The sequence below is a fragment of the Janthinobacterium sp. Bl 1 genome, assembly GCF_058215535.1.
Map to the genome: position 1 here is coordinate 5,230,295 of NZ_CM177086.1, position 25,954 is coordinate 5,256,248.

Consider the following 25,954-nt stretch of genomic DNA (forward strand, 5'->3'; position numbering starts at 1 on the left):
AAAATTGATTAACGTCCCAAGCCGATCACCACGTCGAACAGGGTGCTGGCAATCTGCATGACCTTTCCGCACGCCTGGTAGGACTGCTGGTAACGCAGCAGGTTGGCCGCCTCTTCGTCGAGGTTGACGCCGGAGACGGCCTGCTGCTGGGTGCTAACCTGCTGCAGCAAGGCCAGACTGGCCAGGCCGCTGACCTGCACTTCGCGCGTCTTGTTGCCCACGAAGCTGACGGTTTGCGCATACGAACCCTGGAACGTGGCATTGCCGCCATCGAGGATGTTCTTCGTCTGCAAGCCCGCCAGCAGCGCGGCGTTGCGGTTGTCGCCCACGCCGCCCGCATTGGGCTTGATGGTAAAGGTGTCGCCCTGCGCCGGCGCGCCCGTCATGCTGACATTGATGCCGCCAAAGCTGAAGTTGTCGCCTTCCGTATACGGGATGTTCGCCGTGCCGGCCGGATACGTCGTGGTGGTCCCATTCAAGCCCTTGACCGTCACCGCCTGGCCCGCCGGGAAACCCGTCAGCGAGGTGGTCGCCTTATCGTAGGTCAAGGTCACGGGACCCGTCAGGGCATTGCCCGGGGTCAGGTAGGCCTTGTCGACGGAGCCGGCGCTGAGCTTGCCCGAGCCCGTATTGGCCACAGTCGCCGACGTGGCGATCGGCGCAGCGGCGGCGATCTTGTTGCGGTCGGTGATCAGCACGTTCAGGCCGGCCGCGCCATTCGCCGTCGGCTTGATGACGTAGTTGTCGCCCTGGGCGGCCGTGCCCGAGATCGAGAAATCGACGCCGTCGATGGTTTGCGGCCCCGTTTGCGGATACGGATTGATGATGGTGTGCGCGCCGTCGGACTCGCGCGTCACCACATAGTTGCTGCCGTCGTATTTCAGGCTGTAATCGCTGGCCGTCAGCTTGGTCGGATCGCTGACCTTGGCCGACAGCACGGTGGTGCTGCTGGTGTTGTTGCCGCGGTCGGCGCCGATCACGGGATCGGGGATCTTGAAAAAGTCGCCGCCCATGGCGCCATTCAGATCCTGGCCCAGCTTGTGCTGGTCGTTGAAGGTGCTGGCCAGCGCGATGGCGACCTTGCCCAGCGAGTTCTGGACATTGTCCAAGGTGCCGCTACGGAATTCCAGCAAGCCGCCCAGCGAGCCGCCGGTCAGGGAGCTGTCGGGCAGCACGGTCACGGTACTGCCCGTGACATAGCCCACCTCGATGCGGTTCGGATCCGTGCGCGAAGGCGTGGCCGCCAGCTCGAAGCTGCGGTCGGCCACCACCAGGGGCTGCCCCGCGCCGATGGAAATGGTGACGGTATTGTTGGCAGCGGGCTGCACCGTCGCCTTCACGTATTTGTTCAATTCCGTGATCAGCTGGTCGCGCTGGTCGAGCAGATCGTTGGGCTGGTTGCTGGCGTCGACCGACAACTGGGAAATCGACTTGTTCAACTCGGCGAGCTGCTTGGCATAGGTATTGATGACCGTCACATTCGACGTGATCTGCGAATTGACGCCGTCGCCGATCTCCGTCAGGCGCGCGCTCAGGCCCTGGAAGCGGGAAGCGAGCGAGCCCGCGCTCGACAGCAGCGCCTGGCGCGATGCGACCGACGAGGGATTGGAACTGAAATCCTGCACGCCCTTGAAGAAATCCTGCAAGGCGGGCGACAGGCCCGCCGTGGGATCGGCCAGCAAGTTATCGATCTGGCTGATCTGCGTGTAATAGGCGTCGAGTGCGCTGGTCGCGCTTTGCGCGGTGTTGACCTGGGTGGCCATGAAGCTGTCGTACTGGCGCTTGATCTGCGACACTTCCGTGCCCGTGCCAACGAAGCCATAGCCCGCATAGTTGGACTGCGAAGTCTGCTGCAGCACCGTCTGGCGATTGTAGCCGGCTACGCCCGCATTGGTGATGTTATGCCCGGTCGTCGACAGGCCCACCTGCGCTGCAAGCAAACCGCTCTTACCGATGCTGAGTAGATTCGAAGTCATGGTGTCTTATTGGTTACCGTCAAATGTATTTACGGCAGCCGCGGCGAAAACTTGAAGCGCGCGGCCTGCACGGGAGCACGGGGGGTTACTAGCCGACCAGCGAATTCTTGATAATTTTTGTCAATTTGGCAGCGTAATTCGGGTCCGTCGCGTAGCCGGCCTTTTGCAAGCCCTGGGCGAACGTGCTGGCGTCGCCCGCGCTGGCCAGCACTTTCTCGTAGCGCTTGTTGTTGGTAATCAACTGCGCATAATCCTTGAAGCTGTCCGCATAGCTGTCATAGGCGCGGAATTTTTCCACCTTGCGCTGCGCCTTGCCATTCACGTATTCCGTGGTGACGGCTTCCGTGACCTTGCCCTTCCAGTCGCCCGTGGCCTTGATGCCGAACAGGTTGTGGCTGCTGCTGCCGTCGCGGCTGATGATTTCGCGCTTGCCCCAGCCCGTTTCCAGCGCCGCCTGGCCCAGCATGAACTTGGCCGGGATGCCGGTGGCGCGGCTCGCTTCTTCCGCATGCACGCCCAGCTTTTCCTGGAAGGCGCGCACGTGCGGCGCCTGCGTGGCGTTGGCCTTGTCGCTCAGGGTCTTGCCGGTACCGGTGGCGCTGGCGGCGCCCTCGGTGAGGGCGCCCTGCTGCTGGCGGAAGGCGGCCAGCGCCTGCGCCATGCTCGACGAGCGCGGCGACGGCGCTTCGGCGCCATCGGCGGCCAGCGCCTGGTTCGACGACGATAGCTGGCGGATCAGCACGTCCGCCAGACCCGTACCGCGCTTGGCCAGGTTCTGGCTGGTCTGCTGGTCCAGCATCGAGGTGTACATCTTGCTTTGCTGGCTATCCATGATGCCGTCCTGCGGCGTGGCTTCGCGCATGCTTTTCATCATCATGTTGATGAACATGGCTTCGAATTGCGTGGCCGCCTCTTTCAGGGCGGCGGGGTCCTTCGCCTTGGCGGACTGGCGCAAGCCATCCATGCCCTTGACGTCGTAGGCGGCGGTATTACTGAGGTCGGTTTGGCTGATCATGGCGTATCCATCAAATGATTTCAAGTTCGGCGCGCAGCGAACCGGCCGCCTTCATCGCCTGCAGGATGGCCAGCAAGTCTTGCGGCGAGGCGCCGATGGCGTTCAGGGCTTTCACTACCTCGGACAGCGAGGCGCCGCCCTTGACCAGCATGACCTTGCCCGGTTCCTTCTTGATATCGATCTGCGCCGTCTGCGTGACCACCGTGCGCCCGCCCGACAAGGGAGCCGGCTGGCTCACTTGCGGCTCGACATTGATGGTGACGGACAGGTTGCCGTGCGAAATGGCGCACGTTTCCAGGGTCACGGACTGGTTCATCACGACGGAACCGGTGCGCGCATTCATGATGACCTTGGCCGCCAGGCGGGCCGGATTGACTTCGATGCTTTCCAGCTGACCCAGGAAAGACACGCGCTGGTCGCTGCCGCCCGGCGACTGCACCTGGATCACGCGGCCATCGAGCGCGGCGGCCGTGCCGGCGCCGTAACGGCTGTTGATGGCATCGACCACGCGGCTGGCGGTGGCGAAATCGGTGGCGTTCAATTCCAGGCGGATCGTGTTGTTGGCGCCCAGCGCCGAAGGCACGGTGCGCTCGACGGTCGCGCCGCCCGAGATGCGTCCCACGCTCAGATGGTTGATGACGACGGAGCTGCCGGCCGCCTGCGCGCCCACGCCGCCCACCAGCACATTGCCCTGCGCCATGCCGTACACCTGGCCGTCGGCGCCCTTCAATGGGGTCATCAATAAAGTGCCGCCGCGCAAGCTTTTCGCATTGCCCATCGACGATACCGTCACGTCGAGCAGCTGGCCCGGCTGGGCAAACGCGGGCAAGGCCGTCGTCACCATCACGGCGGCCACGTTTTTCAATTGCAAGCTCGTGCCTTGCGGCAAGTTGATGCCTTGCTGCTGCAGCATCGCCGCCACGCTCTGGATGGTAAATGGCGTTTGCGTCGTCTGGTCGCCGCTGCCGTCAAGGCCGACGACGAGGCCATAGCCCATCAGCTGATTCTGGCGCACGCCGGCGATGCTGGCCAGGTCCTTGATACGCTCGGCCTGCGCCACGGGCGCCAGCAGGGAAGCGGCGAGGCCGAAAATGGCGAGAAAGCGGGGGAAAGTCAACATTGCCATGATCAGAACGGCAGCAGGCTGAGGAAGAAGCGCGACGCCATCGACGCCATTTCGGCACGGTCGATCTGGCTGTTGGTGCGGTATTCGACGCGCGCGTCGGCCACCTGGGTCGACGGCACGACGTTGCCCGTGCCGATGGTGTCCGGATTGACCATGCCCGAGAAGCGGATGAATTCCGTGCCCTTGTTCATGGCGATCTGTTTTTCGCCGGCGACGATCAGGTTGCCGTTCGGCAGCACTTCAATCACCGTCACGCCGATCACGCCGGAAAACGTGTTGCTGGCGGACTGGTTGTCGCCATCGGCAAATTTCGTCGCGCCATTCGCCGAGACGGTGCCGCCCAGGCGGCCCTGCAGCATGCCCGGCGTGCTGAAGCCCACGCTGCCGGACTTGTTGCCGGAACTGGCGCCTGCCTTGACGGCATTCGTGCGTTCGGTGATGGCGATCGTCATGGTGTCGCCCACGTGGCGCGCACGGCGGTCTTCGAAGGCGGGACGGTAGGTCGACGGCTGGTAGATGGAGCCATTGTTGACGACCACGGGTTCGGGCATCGGTGCGCGCGTGGTGGTCGGATATTGCACGATGGACGTAGGCGTGATGGCGCAGCCGGACAGCAGGACTGCGGACAACAGGGCGATGATGGGGTATTGCATGGCGAACCTCCGCTGCCATCCGGCGGCGGATGGCATGACGACTATGAAAATTAAAGTTGCGACAATTTCTGCAGCATTTGATCGGATGTGGTGATGGCCTTGCTGTTGATCTCGTAGGCGCGCTGCGTCTGGATCATGTTGACCATTTCCTCGGCCACGTTGACGTTCGACGTCTCGATATAGCCCTGCATCAGCACGCCGGCGCCGTTGGTGCCCGGGGTATTGGTTTGCGCCACGCCCGAGGCGCCCGTTTCCATGTACAGGTTCTCGCCCTTCGATTCCAGACCGGCCGGATTGACGAAGGTGGTCAGCTGCAGCGAGCCGATCTGCGATGGCGCCACGGTGTCGGGCAAGGTGACGGACACTGTGCCGTCGCGCGCCACGGTCAGGCTCAGCGCATTGGTCGGCACGGTGATGGCGGGCTGGATGACGAAACCTTCGGAGGTCACGAGCTGGCCGTTGGCGTCCGTCTGGAACGAGCCGTCGCGCGTGTAGGCGGTGGCGCCGTCCGGCATCAGCACCTGGAAGAAGCCCGTGCCGTTGACCATCACGTCGCGCGAATTGCCCGATGCCTGGGGATTGCCCTGAGTATGGATGCGTTCGGTGGCCACGGTGCGTACACCCGTGCCGATCTGCAAGCCCGATGGCAGCTGGGTCTGCTGCGACGATTGCGCGCCCGGCTGGCGCACATTTTGATACAGCAAGTCTTCAAACACGGCGCGCGACTTCTTGAAGCCCGTGGTGCTGACGTTGGCCAGGTTATTGGCGATCACGTCCATCTGCGTCTGCTGCGCTTCCAGGCCGGTTTTGGCAATCCAAAGGGAACGAATCATGATTTTTCTCCAATAACAGCGCTAGTCAGCTCTGTAGACTATTTCTATGTGACCATTATGCGGTGGGCCCCATCAATTCAAAGCGAGGATCTGGGTGGCTTTCGCCGCGTTATTCTCGGCATTCTTCAACAAGCTCATTTGCGTTTCGAACTGGCGCGCCAGGGCAATCATGCTGACCATGGAGTCGACGGGGCTGACATTGCTGCCTTCCAGCGCACCGGTGGTCAGCTTGACGGCCTGGTCGGCCTGCGCCACCGTGCCATCCTTCAGGCGGAACAGGCCGTCGTCGCCGCGCACCAGTTGCTGCTCGGGCGGGTTGACCAGCTTGATGCGCCCCAGCACCGTCGACGGGCCCGGCGGCACGTCCGTGGAAATCGTGCCCACCGTGCCGTCGCTGGCGATGGCCACCGTCACGCCGGGCGGAATGGCCATAGGACCCGTATCGCCCTGCACCATCAGGCCCGACTGCGTTTGCAGCATGCCGTTTTCATTGAGCTTCAAGGCGCCGTTGCGCGTGTAGGCTTCGGAACCGTCGGCCGACTGCACCGCGATCCAGCCGCCGTTTTCCACGGCCACGTCGAGCGCGCGGCCCGTGTGCTGCATCGGACCTTGCGTGAAATCGGAACCGACCGTCGAATCGACGACGAAGGTACGCGTCGGCATCATGCCGTCGGCCACCACGGGCACGGCGCGGAACGAGTCGAGCTGGGCACGGAAACCCGTGCTGGTGGCGTTCGCCAGGTTGTTCGCCGTGGTCGCCTGCTTGTCGAGGATATGCTTGGCGCCCGAGCCGGCGGTGTAGATGAGACGGTCCATGTGTTTTCTCCGTACAAAACGAAAGCGGGGTCAGACCCGAGTGACGACTCCCCTGATTATTAACGCAGGTTAACCAAAGTCTGCAGAACCGAATCCTGCGTCTTGATGGTTTGCGCATTCGCCTGGTAGGCGCGCTGGGCCGTGATCATGTTGACCAGTTCCGCCGTCAAGTCCACGTTCGACACTTCCACGGCCGAGGCGCGCAAGTCGCCCAGGTTGCCCGAGCTCGGCTCGCCTGTCATGGGGCTGCCCGAGGTCGAGCTTTCCGCCCAGGCATTGTTACCCAGCGGTTCAAGGCCATTCGGATTGGAAAAGTTGGTCAGCACCACCTGGCCCAGGTCGCGCGTCTTGCCATTGTTGTACTGGCCCTGAATCACGCCATCGGAACCCACGACGAAACGGCTCAGCTGGCCAGCCGCGTAGCCATCGGCCACGGTGCGCTTTTCGCTGGTGGACGAGCTGAGCTGGGTGGAATTGGTGAAGTCGACCTTGATCGCCAGGTTCGCGTTCGCGCCCGTGGCGGGGAAGACGGGCAGGTTCACCGTCACCGGCAAGGTTTGCGGCGGCGTCAGGCCCAGCATGGCGGCCTTGTCCAGGCTGCCGACGCTGTTGAACACCAGCGAAGCCGACTTCACGGCGGGCACTTCCGTCACCGAGGAGATATTGGTGTCGATCTGGTCTGGCGTCAGGCTGGAATTGACACCATTGGGCACGGCGCTGCCAAAGGTGGCGCTGATGGCGGCCAACTGCGCGGGGCTGGCACCGGCCGCCGCGGCGGCGGTGCGCACGGCGGCGCCGGCCGCGTTGCCGTAGGCGACGGCGGCGGCCGTGATATTGGCCGGTACCAGCGGCACAGCCGTGACGGCGGCCTGGTAGGCGGCGCGCGCAGCCAGCGAGGCGGCATCGGTCTGCGCCGCGGACGCCACTTTCGCGCTGGTGATTTCCTTGCCGTCAGTGGCCGTGTAGACATCCCACGTATTGGTGCCCGTCTTGACGTAGAAATTGGACATGGTGTGCGCATTGCCCAACGAATCGAAGACGGGCACGGGGAATTGCTTGGTCCACGATTTTTGCTCGGCCACGCTGAACGGCACCACGGTCGGCATGGCCGAGTTGGAATCGAGGTTGACCTGGGTATCGACCTTGGTGGTCGCCTGCGGCGCCATGTCGGACGGGTCGATCTGCAGCGGCACGGTGGCGCCGGCCAGGATCTTGCCGTTCGCATCGGCCGGATAGCCGGTCAGCTGGGCTTTCTGCGCATTGATGATGAAGCCGCTCTTGTCGACCTGGAACTGGCCGTTGCGCGAATACTGGATGGCGCCGTTCACGCTGGTGCGGAAGAAACCGCCGCCATTGATGGCGATGTCGAGCGGATTGGAGGAACTTTCCAGGTTACCCTGGTTGAACAGCTGCGCCACTTGCGACACGGATACGCCGATACCGGGCTGGTTGCCCCCAACGCCATACAGCGAGTTGGCATAGATGTCGGCGAACTGCGCCTGCGATTGCTTGAAACCCACGGTGGCCGAGTTGGCGATATTGTTGCCGATGACGTCCAGCGATTTGGCGGCGCCATTCAAGCCGCTCAGGCCTTGTTGGAAAGACATTGTGTTCTCCTGGTAGAAATTAGGGGTAGAGGGTCTACGCTACAAATGAGCGGCTTGCTTACAAAATCTGCTTCACATCGGCCATGGTGATACTGCCCACGCCTGGCACGTTCAATTTCACGCCGCCCGCGCCCGTCGACACGCTGGCGACCGAGCCGAACATCAACGCCGCCGCATCGGTCAGCTTGGCGCCGCCGCGCGTGGCTTCCACCGAGAAGGTGTAGGCGCCGTCGGCCAGCACGACCGGCTTGCCATCTTTATCGAGCTCGGCCGTAGAACCGTTCCAGCCCAGCGGCAAGGTACCGGCATCCTGCGGCCCCAGGTCGATGGAATGGACTTCCTTGCCCGTGCTGTTGTAGATGATGACCTTGACCTTGTCGGCCGGCGTCGCCAGGTCCACGCCCAGCAGGGCCGCGCTCTTGCTCAAGGTGATGTTCTTGCCTGCCGTCAACACGCCGTGGCCGATGATATTGGCCGCCTGCATGGATTCGGCCTGCTGGTAGCTGGTCTTGAGCGTTTCCAGGGTGGTATTGAGCTTGTTGACGCCCGTCACCGTGGACAGCTGGGCCAGCTGGCTCGTCAGCTGTGCATTGTCCAGCGGGTTCATCGGATCCTGGTTTTGCAGCTGGGTCACCAGCAGGGTCAGGAATTTGTTCGTTTCTTCCTCGACGCTGCCTTTCGCGGCCGTGTTCTTCTTCGGATTCATTGTCGCCATCAGGTCGGTGACGGTGGCGGTGCTGGTATCGATGGTTGCCATAATGGTCAGTCAGCCTTATTGGCCGATGGTGAGGGTTTTCAGGAGCAGCGACTTGGCCGCGTTCATGGTTTCCACGTTGGTCTGGTACGAACGCGAAGCCGACAGCATGTTGACCATCTCGTCGACCGTATTCACGTTGGGCATGGTGACGTAGCCCTTTTCGTCGGCCAGCGGGTTCTTCGGGTCGTAGACCAGCTTCATCGGCGACGGGTCTTCGATCACCTTCTGCACCTTGACGGCCGTGGCGCCGTTGGCCATGGGCACGGCTTCGAACACGACCTGCTTGGCGCGGTAGGCTTCGCCCGTGGCGCTGGTGGCGCTGTCGGCATTGGCCAGGTTGCTGGCCACCGTGTTCAGGCGCTGCGCCTGGGCGCTCATGGCCGAACCGGAAACATTGAAGATATTAAATAGCGACATGATTATTGTCCTCCCTGGATGGCCGTCAGCATGCCCTTGATCTGCGAGTTGAGGAACGTCACGGCCGCCTCGTAGCGGATGGCGTTGTCGGCAAAGGCATTGCGCTCGAGGTCCATGTCGACCGTATTGCCATCGACGGCGCCCTGGGCAGGCGCGCGGTACAGCAGCGGCGTACCGTCGGCCAGGGTCTCGACCTTGCCGCCACCGGCCGCGCCCGCAACCGCGGCCACGCCCTTGCCCGGCATATGCTGCGGCGCCGTGCCCTTCAGGGCCGGCGGCACGCCATCCTTGCGCGCCATCGCCCCTTTCAATGCGGCGGCGAAATCGACATCGCGCGCCTTGTAGTTGGGCGTGTCGGCATTGGCGATATTCGAGGCGAGCAATTCCTGGCGCGTCGAGCGCAGGCTCAGCGCCGTCTCGTTGAAGCGCATGTAATCGTCGAGTTTCCCTATCATGTCAGGCTCCGGAAAAATCTGCCACTGGCGCCCGAGATGGCGGAAGGATGGCGGTATAGTGATGACAGGAAACATAGTACGGCGCCCACCAGCAAGACCATCGCCGGATCAGACCGTACTTTTACCCCTTAATCGGCGCTTCGAACGGGGCGGCGCGCACTATCATGGCACTATTCCAGAGGCCTATCACCATGAAAACACCGCTTGCTCTCCTCTTCGCTCTCGCCGCTCTGCCACTGCTGGCACAGGCGCAAAACGCCGGCCGGCAGACGCCGGAAGCGCTGCGCAACAACGTGGAACAGTTCCTGCAAGTGCAAAGCAATGGCTTGCCGGGCAAGGTGACGATCACCGTCGGCGCCGTCGATCCGCGCCTGAACCTGGCCGCCTGCCCCGCGCCGCAAGCGTTCATGGCACCGGGCGCGCGCGCCTGGGGCAAGACCACCGTCGGCGTGCGCTGCACGGCGCCCAGCAACTGGACTATCTATCTGCAGGCAAACGTGGCCGTCGTAGGCGACTACGTGGCCAGCGCCGTGCCGCTGGCGCAAGGACAAGCCATCGACGCCAGCCAGCTGGTGACGATGCAGGGCGACCTGGCCGCATTGCCGGCAGGTATCGCCACGGACATGGCCCAGGTGGTGGGCGCCAGCACGAATATTTCCTTGCCGCCAGGCACACCGATGCGCCTCGACACCCTGCGCCGCAAGCCGGTGGTGATGCAGGGCCAGCTGGTACGTGTCGTTTCCAGTGGCAACGGTTTCCAGGTGGCATCAGAAGGACGCGCCATCGGCAGCGCCGGCGATGGCCAGACGGTGCAGGTGCGCACGCAGAGCGGCCAGCAGATCAGCGGCGTGGCGCGGCCTGGCGGCATGGTGGAGGTCGCCTTTTAAACCCGGATGGACAGCGATATTGTGGTCTGGCGCACTAAAGTTTCGGAAGAAGGTGCCGATAATGACACATATCCCGGAGTTTTTTGACTTCGACCAGACGAGGATCACGCTGTGAAAATTACCGATAACACCATTAAAAGCAATCCCGGCCTGCCGGTGGCGCCCGCGAGTACCTCCGGCGCCCGGAACGCCGAGAAAGCCCAGGCAACACCGACGACGTCGGACAATGTACGCCTGTCGCCGCAAGGACAGGCATTAGCGGCCAGTGCAACTGCCGGCAGCGGCGCCGTGTTCGACACGAAGAAAGTCGAACGCATCAAGCTGGCGATCGCCGACGGCCAGTTCCAGGTCAATTCTGAAAAAGTGGCGGACGGTCTCCTCGACACAGTCAAGGACTTGCTGCACTCACGAAATAGATAGGTTCCCTCATGCAATCAGTGACTCCGTTTTCCAGCCTGCGCGACGAGCAACAGCTCATGACCACATTGCTGGCATTGATGAAAGAAGAACAGCGGCATCTGGTTGCGGCTGACATCGATGCAATCACGGAGCTCACGGTGCGCAAGACGGCACTCGTAGGACAATTGAGCCAATTGGCGGCGCAACGCCACCAGGCGCTGGCGGCAGCAGGTTTTACCGCCGCCGAAGCGGGCATGGAAGACTGGCTGGTCGGCGCCAGCGAAGCCGAGGCAGCGCCCCTGTGGAAAGCCCTGCTCGAGACGACGCGCGAAGCGAAGGAACAGAACCGGCTGAACAGCCTGCTGGTCAACAAGCACATGCTGCACACGCAAGGCGCCCTGAACGCCATGCGCCCCACGGCCCAAAGCGGCAATTTCTACGGCCCCAGCGGCCAACCGATGACGAACCCGGCCAGCCGGCGCGTCGTAATCGGCTAAGCGTCTTCCCGTTTTACCCCAGCAATAAGCCATTGCTGCACGCCTGACGCCGTCTCAAGCAGCGGCAGCCATACGACTGCCATCGAGAACATCATCGCCGTGTCGCCCCCTCCAGGGAAACTGCGGCGGTGCCAGCGCGTCCGCATTCCCTCCACAACACCGCACGCAGAAACAACACAAGCCCTTTTTGACGCCGCACGTTTGAGCATGCTCAAACTTGAGACAGGTGATGACTATATGCTAATCCCTGGCGTACGCCGTACATCTCCAGGTGGGACTTTCCTCGCCGACACGAACATCGTTCCCGCAGGCATAGCTGATCCATTTCACGCCCCAGCCTGCGCTTTTGCGCTGCGCCATGACGCACACCACCTCAATCGCAAGTACATAGGAGCATGATATGAACTCTCTCTCAGTAAGCAAGGCTGGCGCGGCGCTGCTGCTCGGCTGCACCCTGCTGGCGCCGGTCGCGCAGGCCGAAACGCAATCCGTGTTCTACAACCACCTCGTATCGACCGCCGTGGTGGCCACGCCGCTGCTGGCGCAAGACACCTTGTTCGTCGACACCTTCACGACGGAGCACGGCTCGCTGCTGCAAACGACCACGTTTACGGTCGGCGCCGGCGTGCAGTCGTTCACGGGCAACGCGGCTTGGCTGGTCACCGGCGCCAACGATTTCGGTCCCCGCCTGACTGGCGTCAACATTGACTTGTTCGACTCCAGCAATAACCTGGTGCAATCGGATACCTTCACCGGCGTGCTGGGTTCGTTTGCCCATTCGACTTTCGACGGCCTGCTGGGACCAGGCACCTACACCCTGGTGGCAAGCGGCATCGGCGTGCGTGATTCCGTGCTGGACATTTCCATCACCACGGCCGTGCCGGAACCGGAAACCTATGGCATGCTGCTGGCGGGACTGGGCCTGATCGGGTATAGCATACGGCGCCGCAAAACGGCTGCCTGACCGACATCGGGGCGCCTGCAAGCACTGCCGTCGCTGGCAGACACGGGGCCGGCGCGGTGGTTCCATGTGCGGACTGGCTTATGCACGAGCCAGCCCATGCAGGGGCTGGCCTACGCACTCAACCGTGCGCGGGCCGGCCCGTATGCTGGCGGTATTTCGCCACGATGGCTTGCGCCCTGACGCTGGCGGCCGCTTGCTGCTCCGGCGTCAACTCGTTTTGCAGCCAGTGCCAGTATTCATCCTGGTACGGATTCGTCGTGCCTGGCGTGAGGATGTCGTCGTAGACCATGCGCAGGGCCAGCAGGTAGCCATACGCTTGCGGCGCGTCTTTCTGCACCACGTCGCCATCGCGCAGGTAGGCCATCATCAGGGTCGACACGCTGGTCAGTTCCGCCGCGTCCGCCTGTGCCGTCAATTGGGCGATCGCTTGCCGCTTCCAGGCCTGCACCAGCGGATCGTCGGGACGGTTGCGCAGCGCGCTGCGGTCGCCGAACGGGCCTTCCGACAGGAACAGGGTGGCCGCGCCCGGCACGCCGCCTTGCGCGGCAGTGGCCAGGTAGCCGAGGCGATCCTCGCGCTGGCGCTGCGTCATGCCCGCGCACAACTGCTGCTGGGCTGCTCTTTCTTCCGCCGTCATCTCGCGCCCCAGCTCGAATTCCATGCCCGGCAAGCGGCTTTCGCGCTGGAAGACGATGCAGTCGTCAATCAGGTTATAGGCTGCATACGCGTCTTCCGGCTTGCCGCTGGCGCTCAGGTGTTCGAGCCGCTGCGCCAGGGACACGACAACGGGCGCGGCATCGGCGGCCGGGGTGGCATCGATATTCAAATACGATGCCAGGCTGCGCCCTGGCGGCGCGCTGGCGGCGGCAGTGGCGGCAGTGTCCGGTGCGCCGCCATCGGGCGCGGGCCAGTACACGACCGCCAGCACTGCCGCGATGGCAGCGGCGATGGCGATACCGGTCAGTTTGTTATTCATATGAGGTGGCGCATAAAAGGAAATGCACGTTACCACAGGCGCGCGGCAGCGGGCCGCACACCACCGGACGCACGCGCCCCGGCTAGCCGCCGGCCTTTTTCGGCTGGTGGCCCAGCTTGGTCAGCGCGGCAACGATGGTGTCGACATGGTCGCCCTGCACTTCGATCACGCCATCCTTGACCGTGCCGCCCGAACCGCATTGCGTGCGCAGCTGCTTGCCCAGCAGGGCCAGCGCGATGGCGTCCAGCGGCAAGCCCTTGACCACGGTAACGCTCTTGCCGCCGCGGCCCTTGGTCTGGCGCGACACGCGCACCACGCCATCGCCAGCGGGCGCCGCCTTCGCTTGCGCCTTGCACGCGCATTGCGCCAGCGGCTGGCGGCAGGCGGGACACATGCGGCCCGTTTCGGTGGAATAGACGAGACCGCCCTGGGAGCTGCTTTTCATGATGGAGAAATAAAAAGAAAGAAGGCCGCGATTGTACCAAGCGGCGGCATGCAGTGGACAAGCGGGAATCGGCCGGCGCAACTGCCGTTGCCGGCGCCACGCGCGCTGTCGGCACTTCCGTCACCGTTTCCGGGATGCCCGAGAGGATCGTCACGGCGACCCGGCGGTTGCGCGCGCGCCCTTCCGCCGTTTCGTTGGGCGCCACGGGGATGTTGTCGGCGTGGCCGACGGCCGTCAGGCGCGACGCCTTGACGCCGCTGGCGATGAACAGGCGCACCACGGCGCTGGCGCGCGCGGCCGACAATTCCCAGTTCGAGGCAAAGGTCGAATTGCTGATCGGCTGCACGTCCGTATGTCCTTCCACCTGCACGTCGTGCGTATCGTCCTTGAGCAGCACGGCGACGGCGCGCAGGGCCTGGTCCGACTCCACCGTCAGGCGCGCCGCGCCCGGGTCGAACAGCACGCTGGCATTGATTTCCACGCTCACGCCGCGGCTCGTCTGCGTGACCCGCACCTTGCCTTCCTTGACCAGGGGCGCCAGGGTCGACGTCAAGTCCTGCGCCAGGCGGGTCATGTGTTCGCGCTCGCGGCGGATGGCTTCCGTGCGGCGTTTCAGGGCGGGGTTCGGCAGCGGGATCGCTTGCGGCGCTTCCATGATGATGGGCGGCGCGCCCTTTTCCAGGCTGAAGGCCTGGCCGATGGCGTTCTGGAAGACGCGGTACTTGCCTTCGTTGACTTGCGAAATGGCGTACATCACGACAAAGAAGGCGAACAGCAGGGTGATGAAGTCGGCGTACGAGATCAGCCAGCGGTCCTGGTTGTCCGGTTCCTCGTCATACTTCCTGCGCGCGCGCCGCATCATGGTCAGTGCTCGTGCAGCAGGCTGGACACGCGCTCTTCGATGATGCGCGTGTGGTCGCCCGTGGCGATGTCGTACAGCACGGCGGCCGTGATTTCGTACTGCAGCACGCGGCGCGAGACGATGGCCTTGAGTTTATTCGCCACCGGCAGGAACAGCAGGTTGGCCAGGCCCACGCCGTAGATGGTGGAGACAAACGCCACGGCGATGCCGCTGCCTAATTTACTTGGGTCGGTGAGGTTTTCCATCACGTGGATCAGGCCCAGCACGGCGCCCAGAATCCCGATGGTGGGCGAATAGCCGGCCGCCGATTCCCACACCTTGACGGCCTGGCGTTCGGCCATTTCGTAGGCCGAGATTTCCACGTCGAGCAGCTGGCGCAGCTTGTCCGGTGCGATGCCGTCGACGATCATCCGCAAGCCCTTGGCATTGAAGCGGTCGGCCGTGTTTTCCATCAGGCGCTCGAGCGCCAGCGGGCCGTCGCGGCGCGCCGTCAAGCTCCACTGCCCGATGTCGCGCGCCAGCGCGGCGCGCGTGTCGGCTGGCGGCAGGAAGACCCAGCGCAGCATTTCCAGACCGCGCACGAAAGTGCGCAGCCGCGTTTGCAGCAGCACGGCGCCGAAAGTGCCGATGATGACGATGGCAAAGGCGGCCGGCTGCAGCAGGGAGGCCATCTTGCCGCCTTCCAGTGCCTGGCCGACCAAGAGGCCCGCCAGCGCCAGCGCCAGCCCGATTACGCTGGACCAGTCCACGCCTGCTCCCTCAAGGTTGCGCGCAGGCGCGCGACGGCCTGGGTATGCAGCTGCGAGACGCGCGATTCGGATACGCCCATCACCGCGCCGATCTCCTTCAGGTTCAGCTCTTCTTCGTAATACAGGCCCATGAGTATTTTCTCGCGTGGTGGCAGCGCGTCGATGGCATCGATCACGGATTGCCGGAAATCGGTATCGAGCAGGGAACGCAAGGGGTCGCTGTCCTCGTCCACGCAATGGCGGTCGAGGAAGCTGTCATTGCCGTCCGGGTCATGAAAGTCTTCGTAGTACACGAGCTGGTGGCCGCCGCCGTCGCCCAGCATTTCCTGGTAGTCGACCAGCGACATCTTGAGCAGTTTCGCCACTTCCGACTCCGTCGGCGGATGGCCGAGACGCTGCTGCAAGGTGCTCATCGCCTCTTCGATCTTGCGCATGTTCTGGCGCATGCTGCGCGGCAGCCAGTCGCTGGTGCGCAATTCGTCGAGCATGGCGCCGCGGATGCGCAGCACGGCATACGTCTCGAACTGCGCGCCATGCGTTTCTTCATAGCGGCTGATGGCATCGAGCAGGCCGATCATGCCGGCCTGGATCAGGTCATCGACCTCGACCGAAGGCGGCAATTTCGCCTTCATATGGTGCGCCAGACGCTTTACCAGCGGAATGTGCTCCGTCAGCAAATAGTCCTTGTTCGATTTCCCTTTGACCGTGTACATAGGCTGCTTATTGTTTTCTCATCTTATCTGGTGCTACGGTTGGCTTCAGGCGCTGAACTGGTGCGGGCTCCCCGTCTGGTACAAGGTGCCGCCGAGCACCGGTGCCGCCGAACGGGCCAGCCGCTCGGCCAGTCCGCGAAACGCCACCGAGGCGCCGGCCAGCGGAAACGCATCGACCACGCTGCGGCCCAGGCGCGCCGCGCGGTGCAGATACTCATCGGCAGGCACCGAGCCCATCGACGTCAGCTTCACGGCCAGGTAACGGCTCGCCGCCTGTGCCATATTATCGTATACCACTTTTGCTTCGGATTCGGAAGCGCCGGTGACGAGAATGCCGAACGGACGGCGTCCCAGTTCCTGGCTCAGGCGCTTGATCAGGCAGTACGCCGCCTTGATCGAGGTGGCGCTGGTCGACACTTGCACGACGATATCGGACGACGCCATCAAGGGCACGGGGAAGCAGGCGCCCTCTTCTGCCACGACGCCGTCGACCAGCACGATGCCGCTCTGGCGCGCGAGTACTTCGAACGTCTTGCCCAGGCGGCGCAGTTCGTCCTCGCCCGCATAGTCCATGCTGTCCATCAGGTGGTTGCGCGCGCCCAGGCTGGCCACGCCAAAGCCTTGCGGCACCTGGTGGATGACCTGGTTCAAGCCGCACTGCTGGCGCGCCACGTCGCGCAGGCTGGCGCCGTGCGCCAGTCCCAGGCGCGCGGCCACGCCATCGCTGCCGCCGCTGGCGTCGAGCAGCAGCACGTCATTGCCGCCGTAGACGAGCGAAGCACCCAGATTGACCAGCATGGCGCCCTTGTCGTCCTGCGGCGTGGCCGACAGGAACGTCATGACGCGCGGCTGCGGGCCGGCCAGCATGCGACGCAAGCCTTCGGCCTGGTCGAAGTCAAAATTAGCCAAGATGCACCCCGCGCGCTTCATTGTTGCGGGCGGCTGCCTGCGCCATCAGGAGAGGCAGTTCGGCATCGGAAAACTGCGTGGCCGCCGAGTCGCGCTTGAGCTTGAAGGCGCGGTCGATCAGGTAGCCGCGGTCGGCCAGGTACAGGTCTTCCGGCACGCGCTGGCCGTTCGACACATAGAACAGGTTCAGCTTCTGGCGGATCACCACGTCAAGCACGTTGCCGATCGACGCCGCTTCATCGAGCTTGGTCATGATGCAGCCGGCCAGGCCGCTGCCTTGATACGCGCGCACCACTTCGTTGAGGGTTTCCTGGGTTGCCGTGGAATTCAGGCACAGCAGGCGTTTCACGTCGGCGCCGGCACCCGACAGCATGGCCACCTGCTCCGTCACCATCTGGTCGCGCTGGCTCACGCCCACCGTATCGATCAGCACCGTGTGCTTGTTCTTCAATTCTTTCAGGGCGATGCGCAAATCCGCTTCATCTTTCACGGAATGCACCATCACGCCGAGGATCTTGCCGTAGATGCGCAGCTGCTCATGCGCGCCGATACGGTAGGCGTCCGTGGTGATCAGGGCCAGCTTTTCCGGGCCGTGGCGCATCACGCAGCGGGCCGCCAGCTTGGCCGTGCTGGTGGTCTTGCCGACACCGGTCGGGCCCACCAGGGCGAACACGCCGCCCTGCTCGAGCATGGCGTCTTCATTGGCCACCGTGTTCAGGTTACGGCTGAGGACGGTCTTGATCCAGCGCATGCTTTGCGCACCGTCGAGGCCGGCGGGCAGCTTGTCGATCAGGTAGCGCGCCAGGCTGGCGGAAAAGCCGGCGGCCAGCATTTCGCGCAGCACGACGGCTTTTTGCGGCTCGCGCTGCTGCGTCGACCCCCAAGAAATTTCCGCCAGCTGGGTTTCCATCATGCCGCGCATGGCGCGGATTTCATTCATCATGCCGCTCATCTCGGCGGCGGCATTTTCTTTGACGTGCGCCAGCGCGCTGGCCATCATCTGCTGCATGCGGGCCATGTCCACTGGCTCGGAAGCAGCCTGGCGCGGCGCGGCAGGACGTGGCGCAGCCGGGCGCTGGGCCGGGGCGGCCGGACGCTGCGGCGTGGCGAACTGGGTCTGCAACTGGGGACGGGGCTGGGCCATTTCGGACGCGGCCGGCGGCGAAGCGAGCGAAGCGGCATCGTCATTGGCCAGCGCGAGGATTTCCACCACGCCATCGGCCTGGCGGTTCGACAGGATCACGGCATCGGGGCCCAGCGCTTCGCGCACCTTGCGCAGCGCATCGCGCGACGAGGCGCCCGTAAATTTCTTCACATTCATGACCGGCCTCCCAAGGCGGGGGTGGCGCAATATTGGCTGAACTGTGTGACCATCATCGACTCCTGTTGCTTGAGTGCTGTCTTCCACATGGACACAGATCACTCGGACAGTTTCCATTATTAGCGATGCTTGCAGGAAACGATCGAAGGAACAGGACGGGAAAGTACCCGTTATTCAGTTTGCCGGGAGGAAATTGATGTTTTTTTGACCAAAAGCAAGGGCTGGGGTCAGACCCCCACTGACGCTAACGCAAAGCTCAGCGCTAACGCTGGCGGGGGTCTGACCCCGATGCTAATGAAGATAACTACTGCGCGCCCACCAGCGCCGTGACGCGGATCGTCTTGGTTTCCGGCACTTCCGCATGCGACAGCACTTTGAGTTGCGGCAAGGCGCGGCGCAGGAAGCGCGACAGCAGGGCGCGCAGCGGCGCCGGCACCAGCAGCACCGGCGTCAGGCCCAGCGCTTCCTGCTGCTGGGCAGCCAGGCCCGCCTGGTGGGCGATGGTGTCGGCCAGGCCCGGCTCGATGCCGGCGCCGTCACCGCCATTGCCCATCGCTTGCATCAGCAGGCGCTCCAGGCGGCTGTCGAGCGTCATCACGGACAGCTCGGCCGCACCGGGGAACAGTTGCTGCACGATGGCGCGGCCCAGGGACACGCGCACCAGCGCCGTCAGCTCGTTCGGGTCTTGCGTGCTGACCGTGTACTCGGCCAGGGTTTCGATGATGGTGCGCATGTCGCGGATGTGCACGCCCTCGGCCAGCAGGTTCTGCAACACTTTTTGCAGAGCCGACAGCGACAGCATCTTCGGCACCAGGTCTTCCACCAAGCGCGGCGCATCCTTGCCCAGGTGGTCGAGCAGCGACTGCACTTCCGCGCGGCCCAGCAGCTCCGACGCATGCGAGGTGATCAGGTGATTCAGGTGCGTGGCCACCACGGTGCCCGCATCGACGACCGTGTAGCCCATCGATTGCGCCTGGTCGCGCAAGCTGGCGTCGATCCACGTGGCGGGCAAGCCAAACGCGGGGTCGCTCGTGGCCAGGCCCGGCAAGGTGCCGCTGGCCATGCCGGGATTGATGGCCAGGAACTGGCCGTTGAACGCTTCGCCCACGCCCACTTCCACACCCTTCAAGGTGATGCGGTAGGCGGACGGCTTCAATTCCAGATTGTCGCGGATATGCACGGGCGGCGCCAGGAAGCCCACTTCCTGGGCGAACTTCTTGCGGATGCCCTTGATACGCTTGAGCAACTCGCCGCCCTGCGTCTTGTCGACCAGGGGAATAAGGCGGTAGCCGACTTCCAGGCCCAGGGTATCGACGGGCATGATGTCTTGCCAGCTGGCTTCTTCCTGCTCGGGCGCCACGGTCGCCTGCGGCGCTTCGGCTGGCTTCTCGGCCGCTTCTTTTTCCTGCGTGCGCTTCTTGCTGATCAAATAGGCGGACCCGGCCAGCAGCGCAGCCAGCAGGAGGAAAACCATGTTCGGCATGCCGGGGATCAGGCCCATGCCGCCGATGATGCCGGCGGTAATATACAGCACTTGCGGTTTCGCAAACAGCTGGCCCACCAGCTGGGTACCGATGTCCTGTTCGCTGGCCACGCGCGAGACGACGATACCGGCCGCCGTGGAAATGATCAGCGAAGGAATCTGCGCCACCAGGCCATCACCGATGGCCAGCAAGGTGTAGTTCTTGAGCGCGTCGGCAAAACCCATGTCGTGCTGCAGCAAGCCTACCAGCAAGCCGCCGACGATATTGATGACGGTCACCAAGATGCCGGCGATGGCGTCGCCGCGCACGTATTTGCTGGCACCGTCCATGGCGCCATAGAATTCCGCTTCCTGCGCCACTTCCGTGCGGCGGCGGCGCGCTTCGTCTTCGCCGATCAGGCCGGCGTTCAGGTCGGCATCGATGGCCATCTGTTTACCGGGCATGGCATCCAGCGCGAAGCGGGCGCCCACCTCGGCGATACGGCCCGCACCCTTGGTCACGACGGTAAAGTTGATGATGGTCAAAATAATGAAGACCACGATACCGACCGTGTAGTTGCCGCCGATCAGGAAGTGGCCGAACGCTTCAATCACTTTACCGGCCGCGTCGGCGCCCGTATGGCCTTCCGTCAGCACCACGCGCGTGGACGCCACGTTCAGCGACAGGCGCAGCATGGTCGATACGAGCAGGATGGTCGGGAACGCCATGAAGTCGAGCGGCTTGACCGTGTACAGCGCCGTCAGCAGCACGATGATGGACAGCGCGATATTGAAGCTGAAGAAGATGTCGAGGATGAAGGCGGGCAGCGGCAGCACCATCATCGCCAGCAGCATGATGATGATGATCGGCGCGGCGATGCCCTTGCTGGCGTTGCCTTTCAATCCGCTGAGCCAGGCTGGCATGGTCAGGCCGTTCATGGTGTGCTTCCTTTATTCTTGTCTGCCGCGTCTGCCGCGGGTTTGTTCTGCGACGCGGGGTCGAGCGGGTCGAGCTCGGGTGGCACGTCGAGTTTTTTCGGCTTGTCGGGGCGCTCGCCGTGGCCCTTGCCGTAGCTGCGCAGCTGGAACACGTAGGCCAGCACTTCGGCCACGGCGCCATACAGCGCCTCGGGAATCTCGTCGCCGATGTCCGTATGCTTGTACAGCGCGCGCGCCAGGGCCGGCGCTTCCAGGATGGCGACCTTGTGTTCGCCGGCCAGTTCGCGGATCTTCGCCGCCACCTCATCGATGCCCTTGGCCACCACCTGTGGTGCGCCGCGCGAATTCTCGCCATACTTCAGCGCCACCGCGTAGTGGGTCGGATTGGTTACCACCACGTCGGCCGTCGGCACGTCGGCCATCATGCGGCGGCGCGACATTTCATGCTGCATCTGGCGTATCTTTGCCTTGATCTGCGGATTGCCGTCCGACTCTTTCGCTTCCTGCTTGACTTCTTGCAAGGACATTTTCATCTTGTTGGCGTAGTGCCACATCTGGTACGGACCGTCGATGGCGGCGATCAGGCCCAGCGCGCCCACGATCAGCAAAAAGGCCGTGATCAGCAAGCTGATCAGATGGGCCGAACCGGCGCGCAAGGATTCCACCGACAGGCCCAGCACGGCGTCCTTTTGATGCTGCATCACCATCCAGGCGACGACGCCGACGACGAGGGTCTTGGCGATGGCCTTGAGCAACTCCACCAGCGCATTCTTCGAAAACATATTGCCCAGGCCGCGAATCGGGTTGAGCTTGCCAAAATTGGGGGTAAACGCCTTGGAGCTGAACAGCCAGCCGCCCACCAGCACGGGCGAAGCCAGGGCGACGAGCATGATGGCCGCGGCGTACGGCAGGCAGGTCAGCAAGACCGAGCCCACGTCGTAGCCGATGCGCAACATCATCGCGTCGGGATTGAGTATCTGCTCCCGGTCCAGGGTCAGCCCGGAAACCATGACGGCCGTCAGCCGCCGCACGATGGCGTCGCCGGCAAACCACAGGCAGCAGCCGGACGCCATCAACACCGTAAACGTGGCCACTTCACGCGATCGCGGAACGTCGCCTTCCTCACGCGCCTGCTCGAGGCGCTTCGGTGACGCGGCTTCGGTCTTTTCTGCGTCGCTGTCTTCCGACATCAATCAACTCCGGTGAAGTCCTGCAGCCTGGCTAGGCGCAATACGGACTGGGCATGGAGCATTATCGAGTCAAGTGCCTTGTTGCCATCGGCGGAACAGGGGGACAAATCCCCTGCATTTCCTTTGCTCCTCAGAAACCTTAGCGGGACTTCCTGGCTTCCGCCTGCTTCACCGTCTGCTCGATCGCGCCAAACAAGGATTTACCGTCGTCGCCCAGCATTTCCAGTCGAACAACATCGCCGAACAGCAGATACGGCGTACTGGCGACGCCATCGGCGATCATCTCCTGGTTACGTCGCTCAACGATGCTGGAAAACCCCTTCTTGACTTCCTTGTTGGCGACGCCGCCCGCGCTGACCACGCTGCCGGCGCGCGCGTTGCGCGTCTGGCACAGATGCGCGAGCAATTGCGGGTAATTGAACGCCATGTCGGCGCCCGCATGGGGCTGGCCCGTCAACTTGCCGTTCAGGCTGCAGCGCAAGGCGTAATGCACCTTGCCGCCGCGCCAGGCGTCGCCCAGTTCGTCGGGCGTGATGGCGACAGGCGAGCAAGCCATGGCCGGTTTCGCCTGCAGGAAGCCGTAGCCGCCGGCTTGCTCGTCGGGCGCCAGGTTGCGCAGCGTGATGTCGTTGACCAGCATCAACAGCTTGATGTTCAGGTGCGCCTGGTCCGGCGTCGAGCCCATGGCCACGTCGTCCGTGATGGCGGCGATGCCTGCCTCGTAATCGATGCCCCACTGCTCGTGCGCCAGGGTGATGTCATCGTGGGGACCGAGGAAATCGTCGCTGGCGCCCTGGTACATCCTTGGAGCATCGCGCAGATTGGCGGGCGCATCAAGTCCCGCCGCCTTGCAGGCGCGCTCGATCTGCTGCAGATAGGATGCACCGGCCACGCGCAGGCTGCTGCGCGGCAAGGGCGCCATGCAGTTGGCCGGGTCGAACTCGAAGGCGCGATGGCCGCGGCCGCTATTGATGGTCTGGTACAGCAAGTCCAGCTGGGGCGCGATGAAGCTCCAGTCGTCGAGCGCCTTTTGCAGGGTCGAGGCGATGCCATCGGCCAGGTGGGCCGTTTTCAGGTCGCGCGAGACGACAGCCAGCTGGCCATCGCGCGTGCCATCGTTCAGGGTAGCTAATTTCATGTGCGGGAAACTTCGTCAAAAGCAGGCAATAGGAGGCTAAAGACGCCAAAAAGCCGGGACATCCCCGGCTTTGACGATCTAGAGGGATTTACGCCAGCAGCGCCAGTTGCTCTGGAGTGAGATAGCACCACTCTCCTTCGGCGATGCCCAGCGATTCCAGGGTCAGGCTGCCGATGGCGGAACGGTGCAGCGCGCTGCAATGGTTGCCGGCGGCAGCCAGCATGCGCTTGACCTGGTGGTATTTGCCTTGCTCGAGCACGATTTCCAGCTGGTGCTCTCCGCGCTTGACGCAAACGAGGGCTGCCAGTGGGGCCGGCTCATCGTGCAATTGCACGCCGGCCAATAACAGGGCCACCAGTTCATCCGTCACGGGCTCTTGCGTGGTGGCCTGGTAAATCTTGGGGACGTGGCGCTTCGGCGACGATTGTGCATGGATAAATGGGCCATCGTCGGACATCAGCAGCATGCCGGTCGTATCGTGGTCGAGCCGGCCGACGGGCTGAACTTCGCGCCAGGTGAACTGTTCCGGCAGCAAGGTCAGCACGCCAGGGTGATGGCTGGGCTTGCGCGAGCATTCGAAGTTGGCGGGCTTGTTCAGCGCCAGGTACAGGTGCGCGCGGTAGACCCACTCTTCTTCAAACACGTGCAGCACCAGGCCTTCGGTCTCGACGGTGGTGCGGTAATTGGTCTGGGTGACGCCATCGATGACGACATCGCCATCTTCGATGAGGGAACGGCAATATTTACGGGTGCCAAAACCCTGCGATTGCAGGATGCGGTCTAGGGATAATTTACTCATGGGCGTGACTTTACCAGAAGCGGCTGGCAGCGTGAAGCGGCCGCGCGCGCGGCCTGCGCAAGGCCGCCGAGGGCGCACCAGCCTTGCGCATGCACAGATGAGCTGAAGTACAAGGTGAGATTTCGATATAAATGGCTAATTCCTTTGAGCAATATCAAGCGCTCGGAATATCGCATTGATAGACTGAAACTTCGTTAGGAATCCGCCTAACGAGCTTTAGGAATAATAACCAAGCAACGATTCACAAGGACATTGTATGAAGCATACCGATACCATCGCCTTACAAGGCAGCATCGCCGACATGCGCCAGCGCATCGCTACGGAACAGGCGGCCATGCACAAGGTCAGACTCGGCGTGGCGCGCTGGAGCAGCGCCCCGGCGCCGCAGGATGAGGACGCAACGCCATCGCCAGCGAGCCAGACGCATTGGCATGCCGAGGCGCAATGCCATTTCATGTGCTGGCTGGAACTCGGCGGTTTTGCCCACGCGGATGCGGATGCGGTCGCGGAAACCGACAACGTGACGGCGCCCGTCATGGTGGACACAGCGCCCGAGATCAGTTCCGGCGCCAGTGCCGGCGCAGCGCCAGCCCGGCAGGCAGCCACCCTGCCCGCACACTGCAACGGCTGCGCCGTCTGAGCGCACCCGGTCCGCCTACCAGCCATGCCCTGCCCTCGCATGCCTGCCTTGCCAGCACGCCCCACTCCAACATCGAGCAACACTTGCCCATTCGGCACGAACGACGCACAAAAGGAAACGGCGGCATTGCGCCGCCGTTCCCAAGCCCCATCGGGACTTTAGTGAGGAATGTAAATTCACTCAAAACCACATCTGCGATGCGGCGAGTAGTTCCAGGACCTGCCAATCAAGTTAGTACTGACAACATAGTTGATATATCGCCCCTCCTTGAAAAGAACTACGGTTTCACTATAGCCCAAGCAGCCCCATTTTCAAGCCAATTTACCACCTTATTGAAAATCATTCTCGATTGGCTTGCTTGCCAGCCAAGAGTGATGTCCTCAGCGCAACGCCGGTTGTGACTGCTGTACGGCCGCCTTCATGGCGCCCGCGCCCATGGCGGCGCCAAACTTTTTGAGCACCCGTTCCGGCAAGCCTTCATGCTGCGTATAGTCGACGATGTCTTCCGCCTTGACGACGTCGCGCGCCACGCTGTCGACCGTGCCGAAATCGTCGGCCAGGCCCATTTCCACGGCTTTCGCGCCCGTCCAGTACAAGCCGGAGAAGGTATCGGCCGTTTCCTTCAGGCGCTTGCCCCGTCCCGTCCGCACCACCTCGATGAATTGCTGGTGGATTTCATTGAGCATGCCTTGCGCATACGCCTTGTGCTTTTCCGTCAGGGGGCTGAACGGGTCCATGAAGCCCTTGTTCTCGCCCGCCGTCAGCAAACGGCGCTCGACGCCGACCTTTTCCATCACGCCCGTAAAGCCGAAGCCATCCATCAGCACGCCGATGGAGCCGACCACGCTGGCCTTGTTGACGTAGATGCGGTCGGCGGCAGCCGCGATGTAATAGCCGCCCGAGGCGCACATTTCATCGACCACCACATATAAAGGCTTGTCCGGATAACCCTTGCGCAGGCGCTGCATCTCGTCGACGATCATGCCGGCCTGCACAGGGCTGCCGCCCGGACTATTAATATGCAGCACCACGGCCACGGAGCCGGCGTCGGAAAACGCCTTGTCCAGCGCGGGGATGACGACGGCGGCCGAGCCGCTGCCTTCGGACTCGATGGCGCCATTGATGTCGATCAGGGCCGTGTGGCGGCCCAGGGTTTCGCTGTCGTCGGCCGTGTTGTAGTCATAAAACACCCACAGGGCGAACAGCACGATCAGCAGGCCGAAGATCTTGAAAAAGATGCTCCAGCGGCGGTGCGCGCGTTGCTCTTGCAAAGTGGCAAATACCAGCTTTTCCAGCACGTCGCGCTCCCAGTTCCCCGCAGGGACGCCGTGGCCGGCGGCTGGCGCGCTGCTGTCCAGCTTGTCATTCGTGTTATCGCTCATGATTCACTTTGTTTAAATTACAATAAG

General features: G+C 63.3%; 26 protein-coding genes and 1 pseudogene. 5 read left to right on the forward strand and 22 right to left on the reverse strand.

The features are described 5' to 3' along the window. Positions 1–8: 8 nt before the first annotated feature. The 10 genes from flgK to flgB all read right to left on the reverse strand — a co-directional run bounded on the left by flgK (position 9) and on the right by flgB (position 9,655). Positions 9–1,976 carry a flagellar hook-associated protein FlgK gene (gene flgK / locus AC4BCN_RS23585; RefSeq protein ID WP_128142205.1) on the reverse strand — a complete coding sequence of 656 codons (1,968 nt, stop codon included), beginning with the start codon at positions 1,974–1,976 and terminating at the stop codon, positions 9–11. An 88-nt stretch (positions 1,977–2,064) separates the two neighbouring features. Further along, entirely contained in the window at positions 2,065–2,991 is a 927-nt protein-coding gene (flgJ, locus tag AC4BCN_RS23590; RefSeq protein WP_230517238.1) for a flagellar assembly peptidoglycan hydrolase FlgJ, read from the reverse strand. A 10-nt stretch (positions 2,992–3,001) separates the two neighbouring features. Next, a complete protein-coding gene (locus AC4BCN_RS23595) occupies positions 3,002–4,117 on the reverse strand; it encodes a flagellar basal body P-ring protein FlgI (protein WP_436835978.1) in 1,116 nt (371 codons plus the stop codon). A gap of 2 nt (positions 4,118–4,119) precedes the next feature. Next, the gene (locus tag AC4BCN_RS23600) at positions 4,120–4,770 is read right to left on the reverse strand and encodes a flagellar basal body L-ring protein FlgH (protein ID WP_072455384.1); all 651 of its coding nucleotides are present in this window, start codon (positions 4,768–4,770) and stop codon (positions 4,120–4,122) included. A 50-nt stretch (positions 4,771–4,820) separates the two neighbouring features. Next, positions 4,821–5,603, reverse strand: a complete 783-nt coding sequence (flgG, locus tag AC4BCN_RS23605; protein ID WP_034754070.1) for a flagellar basal-body rod protein FlgG — start codon at positions 5,601–5,603, stop codon at positions 4,821–4,823. A 72-nt stretch (positions 5,604–5,675) separates the two neighbouring features. Next, a complete protein-coding gene (locus AC4BCN_RS23610; protein ID WP_035821385.1) occupies positions 5,676–6,419 on the reverse strand; it encodes a flagellar basal body rod protein FlgF in 744 nt (247 codons plus the stop codon). A 59-nt stretch (positions 6,420–6,478) separates the two neighbouring features. Next, positions 6,479–8,026 carry a flagellar hook protein FlgE gene (locus tag AC4BCN_RS23615; protein ID WP_128142203.1) on the reverse strand — a complete coding sequence of 516 codons (1,548 nt, stop codon included), beginning with the start codon at positions 8,024–8,026 and terminating at the stop codon, positions 6,479–6,481. A gap of 58 nt (positions 8,027–8,084) precedes the next feature. Beyond that, positions 8,085–8,783, reverse strand: coding sequence for a flagellar hook assembly protein FlgD (locus tag AC4BCN_RS23620; RefSeq protein WP_128142202.1), 699 nt, complete (start codon positions 8,781–8,783; stop codon positions 8,085–8,087). A 15-nt stretch (positions 8,784–8,798) separates the two neighbouring features. Then, on the reverse strand, positions 8,799–9,200 hold the full coding sequence (flgC, locus tag AC4BCN_RS23625) for a flagellar basal body rod protein FlgC (RefSeq protein ID WP_034754081.1): 402 nt from the start codon (positions 9,198–9,200) through the stop codon (positions 8,799–8,801). Positions 9,201–9,202: 2 nt separating this feature from the next. After that, positions 9,203–9,655 (reverse strand): flagellar basal body rod protein FlgB, encoded by a 453-nt coding sequence (gene flgB, locus AC4BCN_RS23630; protein WP_128142201.1) that lies wholly within the window; start codon positions 9,653–9,655, stop codon positions 9,203–9,205. Positions 9,656–9,846: 191 nt separating this feature from the next. Here flgB and flgA point away from each other — a divergent pair, with 191 nt between their 5' ends. The 4 genes from flgA (at position 9,847) to AC4BCN_RS23650 (ending at position 12,402) form a co-directional block, all read left to right on the forward strand. Next, the gene (flgA, locus tag AC4BCN_RS23635) at positions 9,847–10,542 is read left to right on the forward strand and encodes a flagellar basal body P-ring formation chaperone FlgA (protein ID WP_490491889.1); all 696 of its coding nucleotides are present in this window, start codon (positions 9,847–9,849) and stop codon (positions 10,540–10,542) included. Positions 10,543–10,653: 111 nt separating this feature from the next. Further along, positions 10,654–10,962, forward strand: a complete 309-nt coding sequence (gene flgM, locus AC4BCN_RS23640; protein WP_034787161.1) for a flagellar biosynthesis anti-sigma factor FlgM — start codon at positions 10,654–10,656, stop codon at positions 10,960–10,962. 8 nt (positions 10,963–10,970) lie between these two features. Then, entirely contained in the window at positions 10,971–11,438 is a 468-nt protein-coding gene (locus AC4BCN_RS23645; protein WP_128142199.1) for a flagella synthesis protein FlgN, read from the forward strand. A 400-nt stretch (positions 11,439–11,838) separates the two neighbouring features. Further along, on the forward strand, positions 11,839–12,402 hold the full coding sequence (locus tag AC4BCN_RS23650) for an FxDxF family PEP-CTERM protein (RefSeq protein WP_139092291.1): 564 nt from the start codon (positions 11,839–11,841) through the stop codon (positions 12,400–12,402). Between the two features lie 118 nt (positions 12,403–12,520). Here AC4BCN_RS23650 and AC4BCN_RS23655 read toward each other — a convergent pair whose 3' ends face one another. From AC4BCN_RS23655 to AC4BCN_RS23705, 11 genes and pseudogenes are all read right to left on the reverse strand, one after another. Next, positions 12,521–13,378: a hypothetical protein gene (locus AC4BCN_RS23655; RefSeq protein WP_139092292.1), complete on the reverse strand. Its 858-nt coding sequence runs from the start codon at positions 13,376–13,378 to the stop codon at positions 12,521–12,523. 82 nt (positions 13,379–13,460) lie between these two features. Further along, positions 13,461–13,823, reverse strand: coding sequence for a translation initiation factor Sui1 (locus AC4BCN_RS23660; RefSeq protein ID WP_139092293.1), 363 nt, complete (start codon positions 13,821–13,823; stop codon positions 13,461–13,463). Between the two features lie 88 nt (positions 13,824–13,911). Next, positions 13,912–14,682 (reverse strand): annotated as a pseudogene (gene motD / locus AC4BCN_RS23665) (flagellar motor protein MotD); the annotation flags it as partial. A 5-nt stretch (positions 14,683–14,687) separates the two neighbouring features. Then, positions 14,688–15,434, reverse strand: a complete 747-nt coding sequence (locus AC4BCN_RS23670) for a flagellar motor protein (RefSeq protein ID WP_046685945.1) — start codon at positions 15,432–15,434, stop codon at positions 14,688–14,690. Beyond that, positions 15,416–16,147 carry an RNA polymerase sigma factor FliA gene (locus AC4BCN_RS23675; protein ID WP_490491890.1) on the reverse strand — a complete coding sequence of 244 codons (732 nt, stop codon included), beginning with the start codon at positions 16,145–16,147 and terminating at the stop codon, positions 15,416–15,418. Before AC4BCN_RS23675 ends, AC4BCN_RS23670 begins: the two co-directional genes overlap by 19 nt. Positions 16,148–16,192: 45 nt before the next feature. Beyond that, positions 16,193–17,056 (reverse strand): MinD/ParA family ATP-binding protein, encoded by an 864-nt coding sequence (locus tag AC4BCN_RS23680; RefSeq protein WP_128142195.1) that lies wholly within the window; start codon positions 17,054–17,056, stop codon positions 16,193–16,195. Beyond that, the gene (gene flhF / locus AC4BCN_RS23685; protein ID WP_034754102.1) at positions 17,049–18,377 is read right to left on the reverse strand and encodes a flagellar biosynthesis GTPase FlhF; all 1,329 of its coding nucleotides are present in this window, start codon (positions 18,375–18,377) and stop codon (positions 17,049–17,051) included. The genes AC4BCN_RS23680 and flhF overlap by 8 nt, the downstream gene beginning before the upstream one ends. Positions 18,378–18,681: 304 nt before the next feature. Continuing rightward, entirely contained in the window at positions 18,682–20,778 is a 2,097-nt protein-coding gene (gene flhA, locus AC4BCN_RS23690; RefSeq protein WP_128142193.1) for a flagellar biosynthesis protein FlhA, read from the reverse strand. Beyond that, positions 20,775–21,968 carry a flagellar biosynthesis protein FlhB gene (flhB, locus tag AC4BCN_RS23695; protein WP_490491891.1) on the reverse strand — a complete coding sequence of 398 codons (1,194 nt, stop codon included), beginning with the start codon at positions 21,966–21,968 and terminating at the stop codon, positions 20,775–20,777. Before flhB ends, flhA begins: the two co-directional genes overlap by 4 nt. A gap of 139 nt (positions 21,969–22,107) precedes the next feature. Next, complete coding sequence (locus AC4BCN_RS23700) at positions 22,108–23,106, reverse strand: fumarylacetoacetate hydrolase family protein (protein WP_490491892.1); 999 nt, start codon at positions 23,104–23,106, stop codon at positions 22,108–22,110. Between the two features lie 88 nt (positions 23,107–23,194). Further along, positions 23,195–23,905, reverse strand: coding sequence for a pseudouridine synthase (locus tag AC4BCN_RS23705; RefSeq protein WP_128142190.1), 711 nt, complete (start codon positions 23,903–23,905; stop codon positions 23,195–23,197). 256 nt (positions 23,906–24,161) lie between these two features. Here AC4BCN_RS23705 and AC4BCN_RS23710 point away from each other — a divergent pair, with 256 nt between their 5' ends. Continuing rightward, positions 24,162–24,545 (forward strand): hypothetical protein, encoded by a 384-nt coding sequence (locus tag AC4BCN_RS23710; protein ID WP_490491893.1) that lies wholly within the window; start codon positions 24,162–24,164, stop codon positions 24,543–24,545. 380 nt (positions 24,546–24,925) lie between these two features. On the opposite strand, the gene AC4BCN_RS23715 is transcribed toward AC4BCN_RS23710, so the two are convergent. Continuing rightward, positions 24,926–25,927, reverse strand: a complete 1,002-nt coding sequence (locus tag AC4BCN_RS23715; RefSeq protein ID WP_139092299.1) for a S49 family peptidase — start codon at positions 25,925–25,927, stop codon at positions 24,926–24,928. Positions 25,928–25,954: the final 27 nt, after the last annotated feature.

Bases quoted from the DNA above. Each gene is read 5' to 3' on its own strand.
- flgC (WP_034754081.1), bottom strand. From the start codon at position 9,200: ATGTCGCTATTTAATATCTTCAATGTTTCCGGTTCGGCCATGAGCGCC.
- flgA (WP_490491889.1), top strand. From the start codon at position 9,847: ATGAAAACACCGCTTGCTCTCCTCTTCGCTCTCGCCGCTCTGCCACTG.
- flgK (WP_128142205.1), bottom strand. From the start codon at position 1,976: ATGACTTCGAATCTACTCAGCATCGGTAAGAGCGGTTTGCTTGCAGCG.
- AC4BCN_RS23700 (WP_490491892.1), bottom strand. From the start codon at position 23,106: ATGAAATTAGCTACCCTGAACGATGGCACGCGCGATGGCCAGCTGGCT.
- AC4BCN_RS23615 (WP_128142203.1), bottom strand. From the start codon at position 8,026: ATGTCTTTCCAACAAGGCCTGAGCGGCTTGAATGGCGCCGCCAAATCG.
- AC4BCN_RS23710 (WP_490491893.1), top strand. From the start codon at position 24,162: ATGAAGCATACCGATACCATCGCCTTACAAGGCAGCATCGCCGACATG.
- flgJ (WP_230517238.1), bottom strand. From the start codon at position 2,991: ATGATCAGCCAAACCGACCTCAGTAATACCGCCGCCTACGACGTCAAG.
- AC4BCN_RS23705 (WP_128142190.1), bottom strand. From the start codon at position 23,905: ATGAGTAAATTATCCCTAGACCGCATCCTGCAATCGCAGGGTTTTGGC.
- flgB (WP_128142201.1), bottom strand. From the start codon at position 9,655: ATGATAGGGAAACTCGACGATTACATGCGCTTCAACGAGACGGCGCTG.
- flgG (WP_034754070.1), bottom strand. From the start codon at position 5,603: ATGATTCGTTCCCTTTGGATTGCCAAAACCGGCCTGGAAGCGCAGCAG.
- AC4BCN_RS23610 (WP_035821385.1), bottom strand. From the start codon at position 6,419: ATGGACCGTCTCATCTACACCGCCGGCTCGGGCGCCAAGCATATCCTC.
- AC4BCN_RS23715 (WP_139092299.1), bottom strand. From the start codon at position 25,927: ATGAGCGATAACACGAATGACAAGCTGGACAGCAGCGCGCCAGCCGCC.
- AC4BCN_RS23600 (WP_072455384.1), bottom strand. From the start codon at position 4,770: ATGCAATACCCCATCATCGCCCTGTTGTCCGCAGTCCTGCTGTCCGGC.
- AC4BCN_RS23675 (WP_490491890.1), bottom strand. From the start codon at position 16,147: ATGTACACGGTCAAAGGGAAATCGAACAAGGACTATTTGCTGACGGAG.
- flhF (WP_034754102.1), bottom strand. From the start codon at position 18,377: ATGAATGTGAAGAAATTTACGGGCGCCTCGTCGCGCGATGCGCTGCGC.
- AC4BCN_RS23620 (WP_128142202.1), bottom strand. From the start codon at position 8,783: ATGGCAACCATCGATACCAGCACCGCCACCGTCACCGACCTGATGGCG.
- AC4BCN_RS23650 (WP_139092291.1), top strand. From the start codon at position 11,839: ATGAACTCTCTCTCAGTAAGCAAGGCTGGCGCGGCGCTGCTGCTCGGC.
- AC4BCN_RS23655 (WP_139092292.1), bottom strand. From the start codon at position 13,378: ATGAATAACAAACTGACCGGTATCGCCATCGCCGCTGCCATCGCGGCA.
- AC4BCN_RS23660 (WP_139092293.1), bottom strand. From the start codon at position 13,823: ATGAAAAGCAGCTCCCAGGGCGGTCTCGTCTATTCCACCGAAACGGGC.
- AC4BCN_RS23645 (WP_128142199.1), top strand. From the start codon at position 10,971: ATGCAATCAGTGACTCCGTTTTCCAGCCTGCGCGACGAGCAACAGCTC.
- flhA (WP_128142193.1), bottom strand. From the start codon at position 20,778: ATGAACGGCCTGACCATGCCAGCCTGGCTCAGCGGATTGAAAGGCAAC.
- AC4BCN_RS23595 (WP_436835978.1), bottom strand. From the start codon at position 4,117: ATGGCAATGTTGACTTTCCCCCGCTTTCTCGCCATTTTCGGCCTCGCC.
- flhB (WP_490491891.1), bottom strand. From the start codon at position 21,968: ATGTCGGAAGACAGCGACGCAGAAAAGACCGAAGCCGCGTCACCGAAG.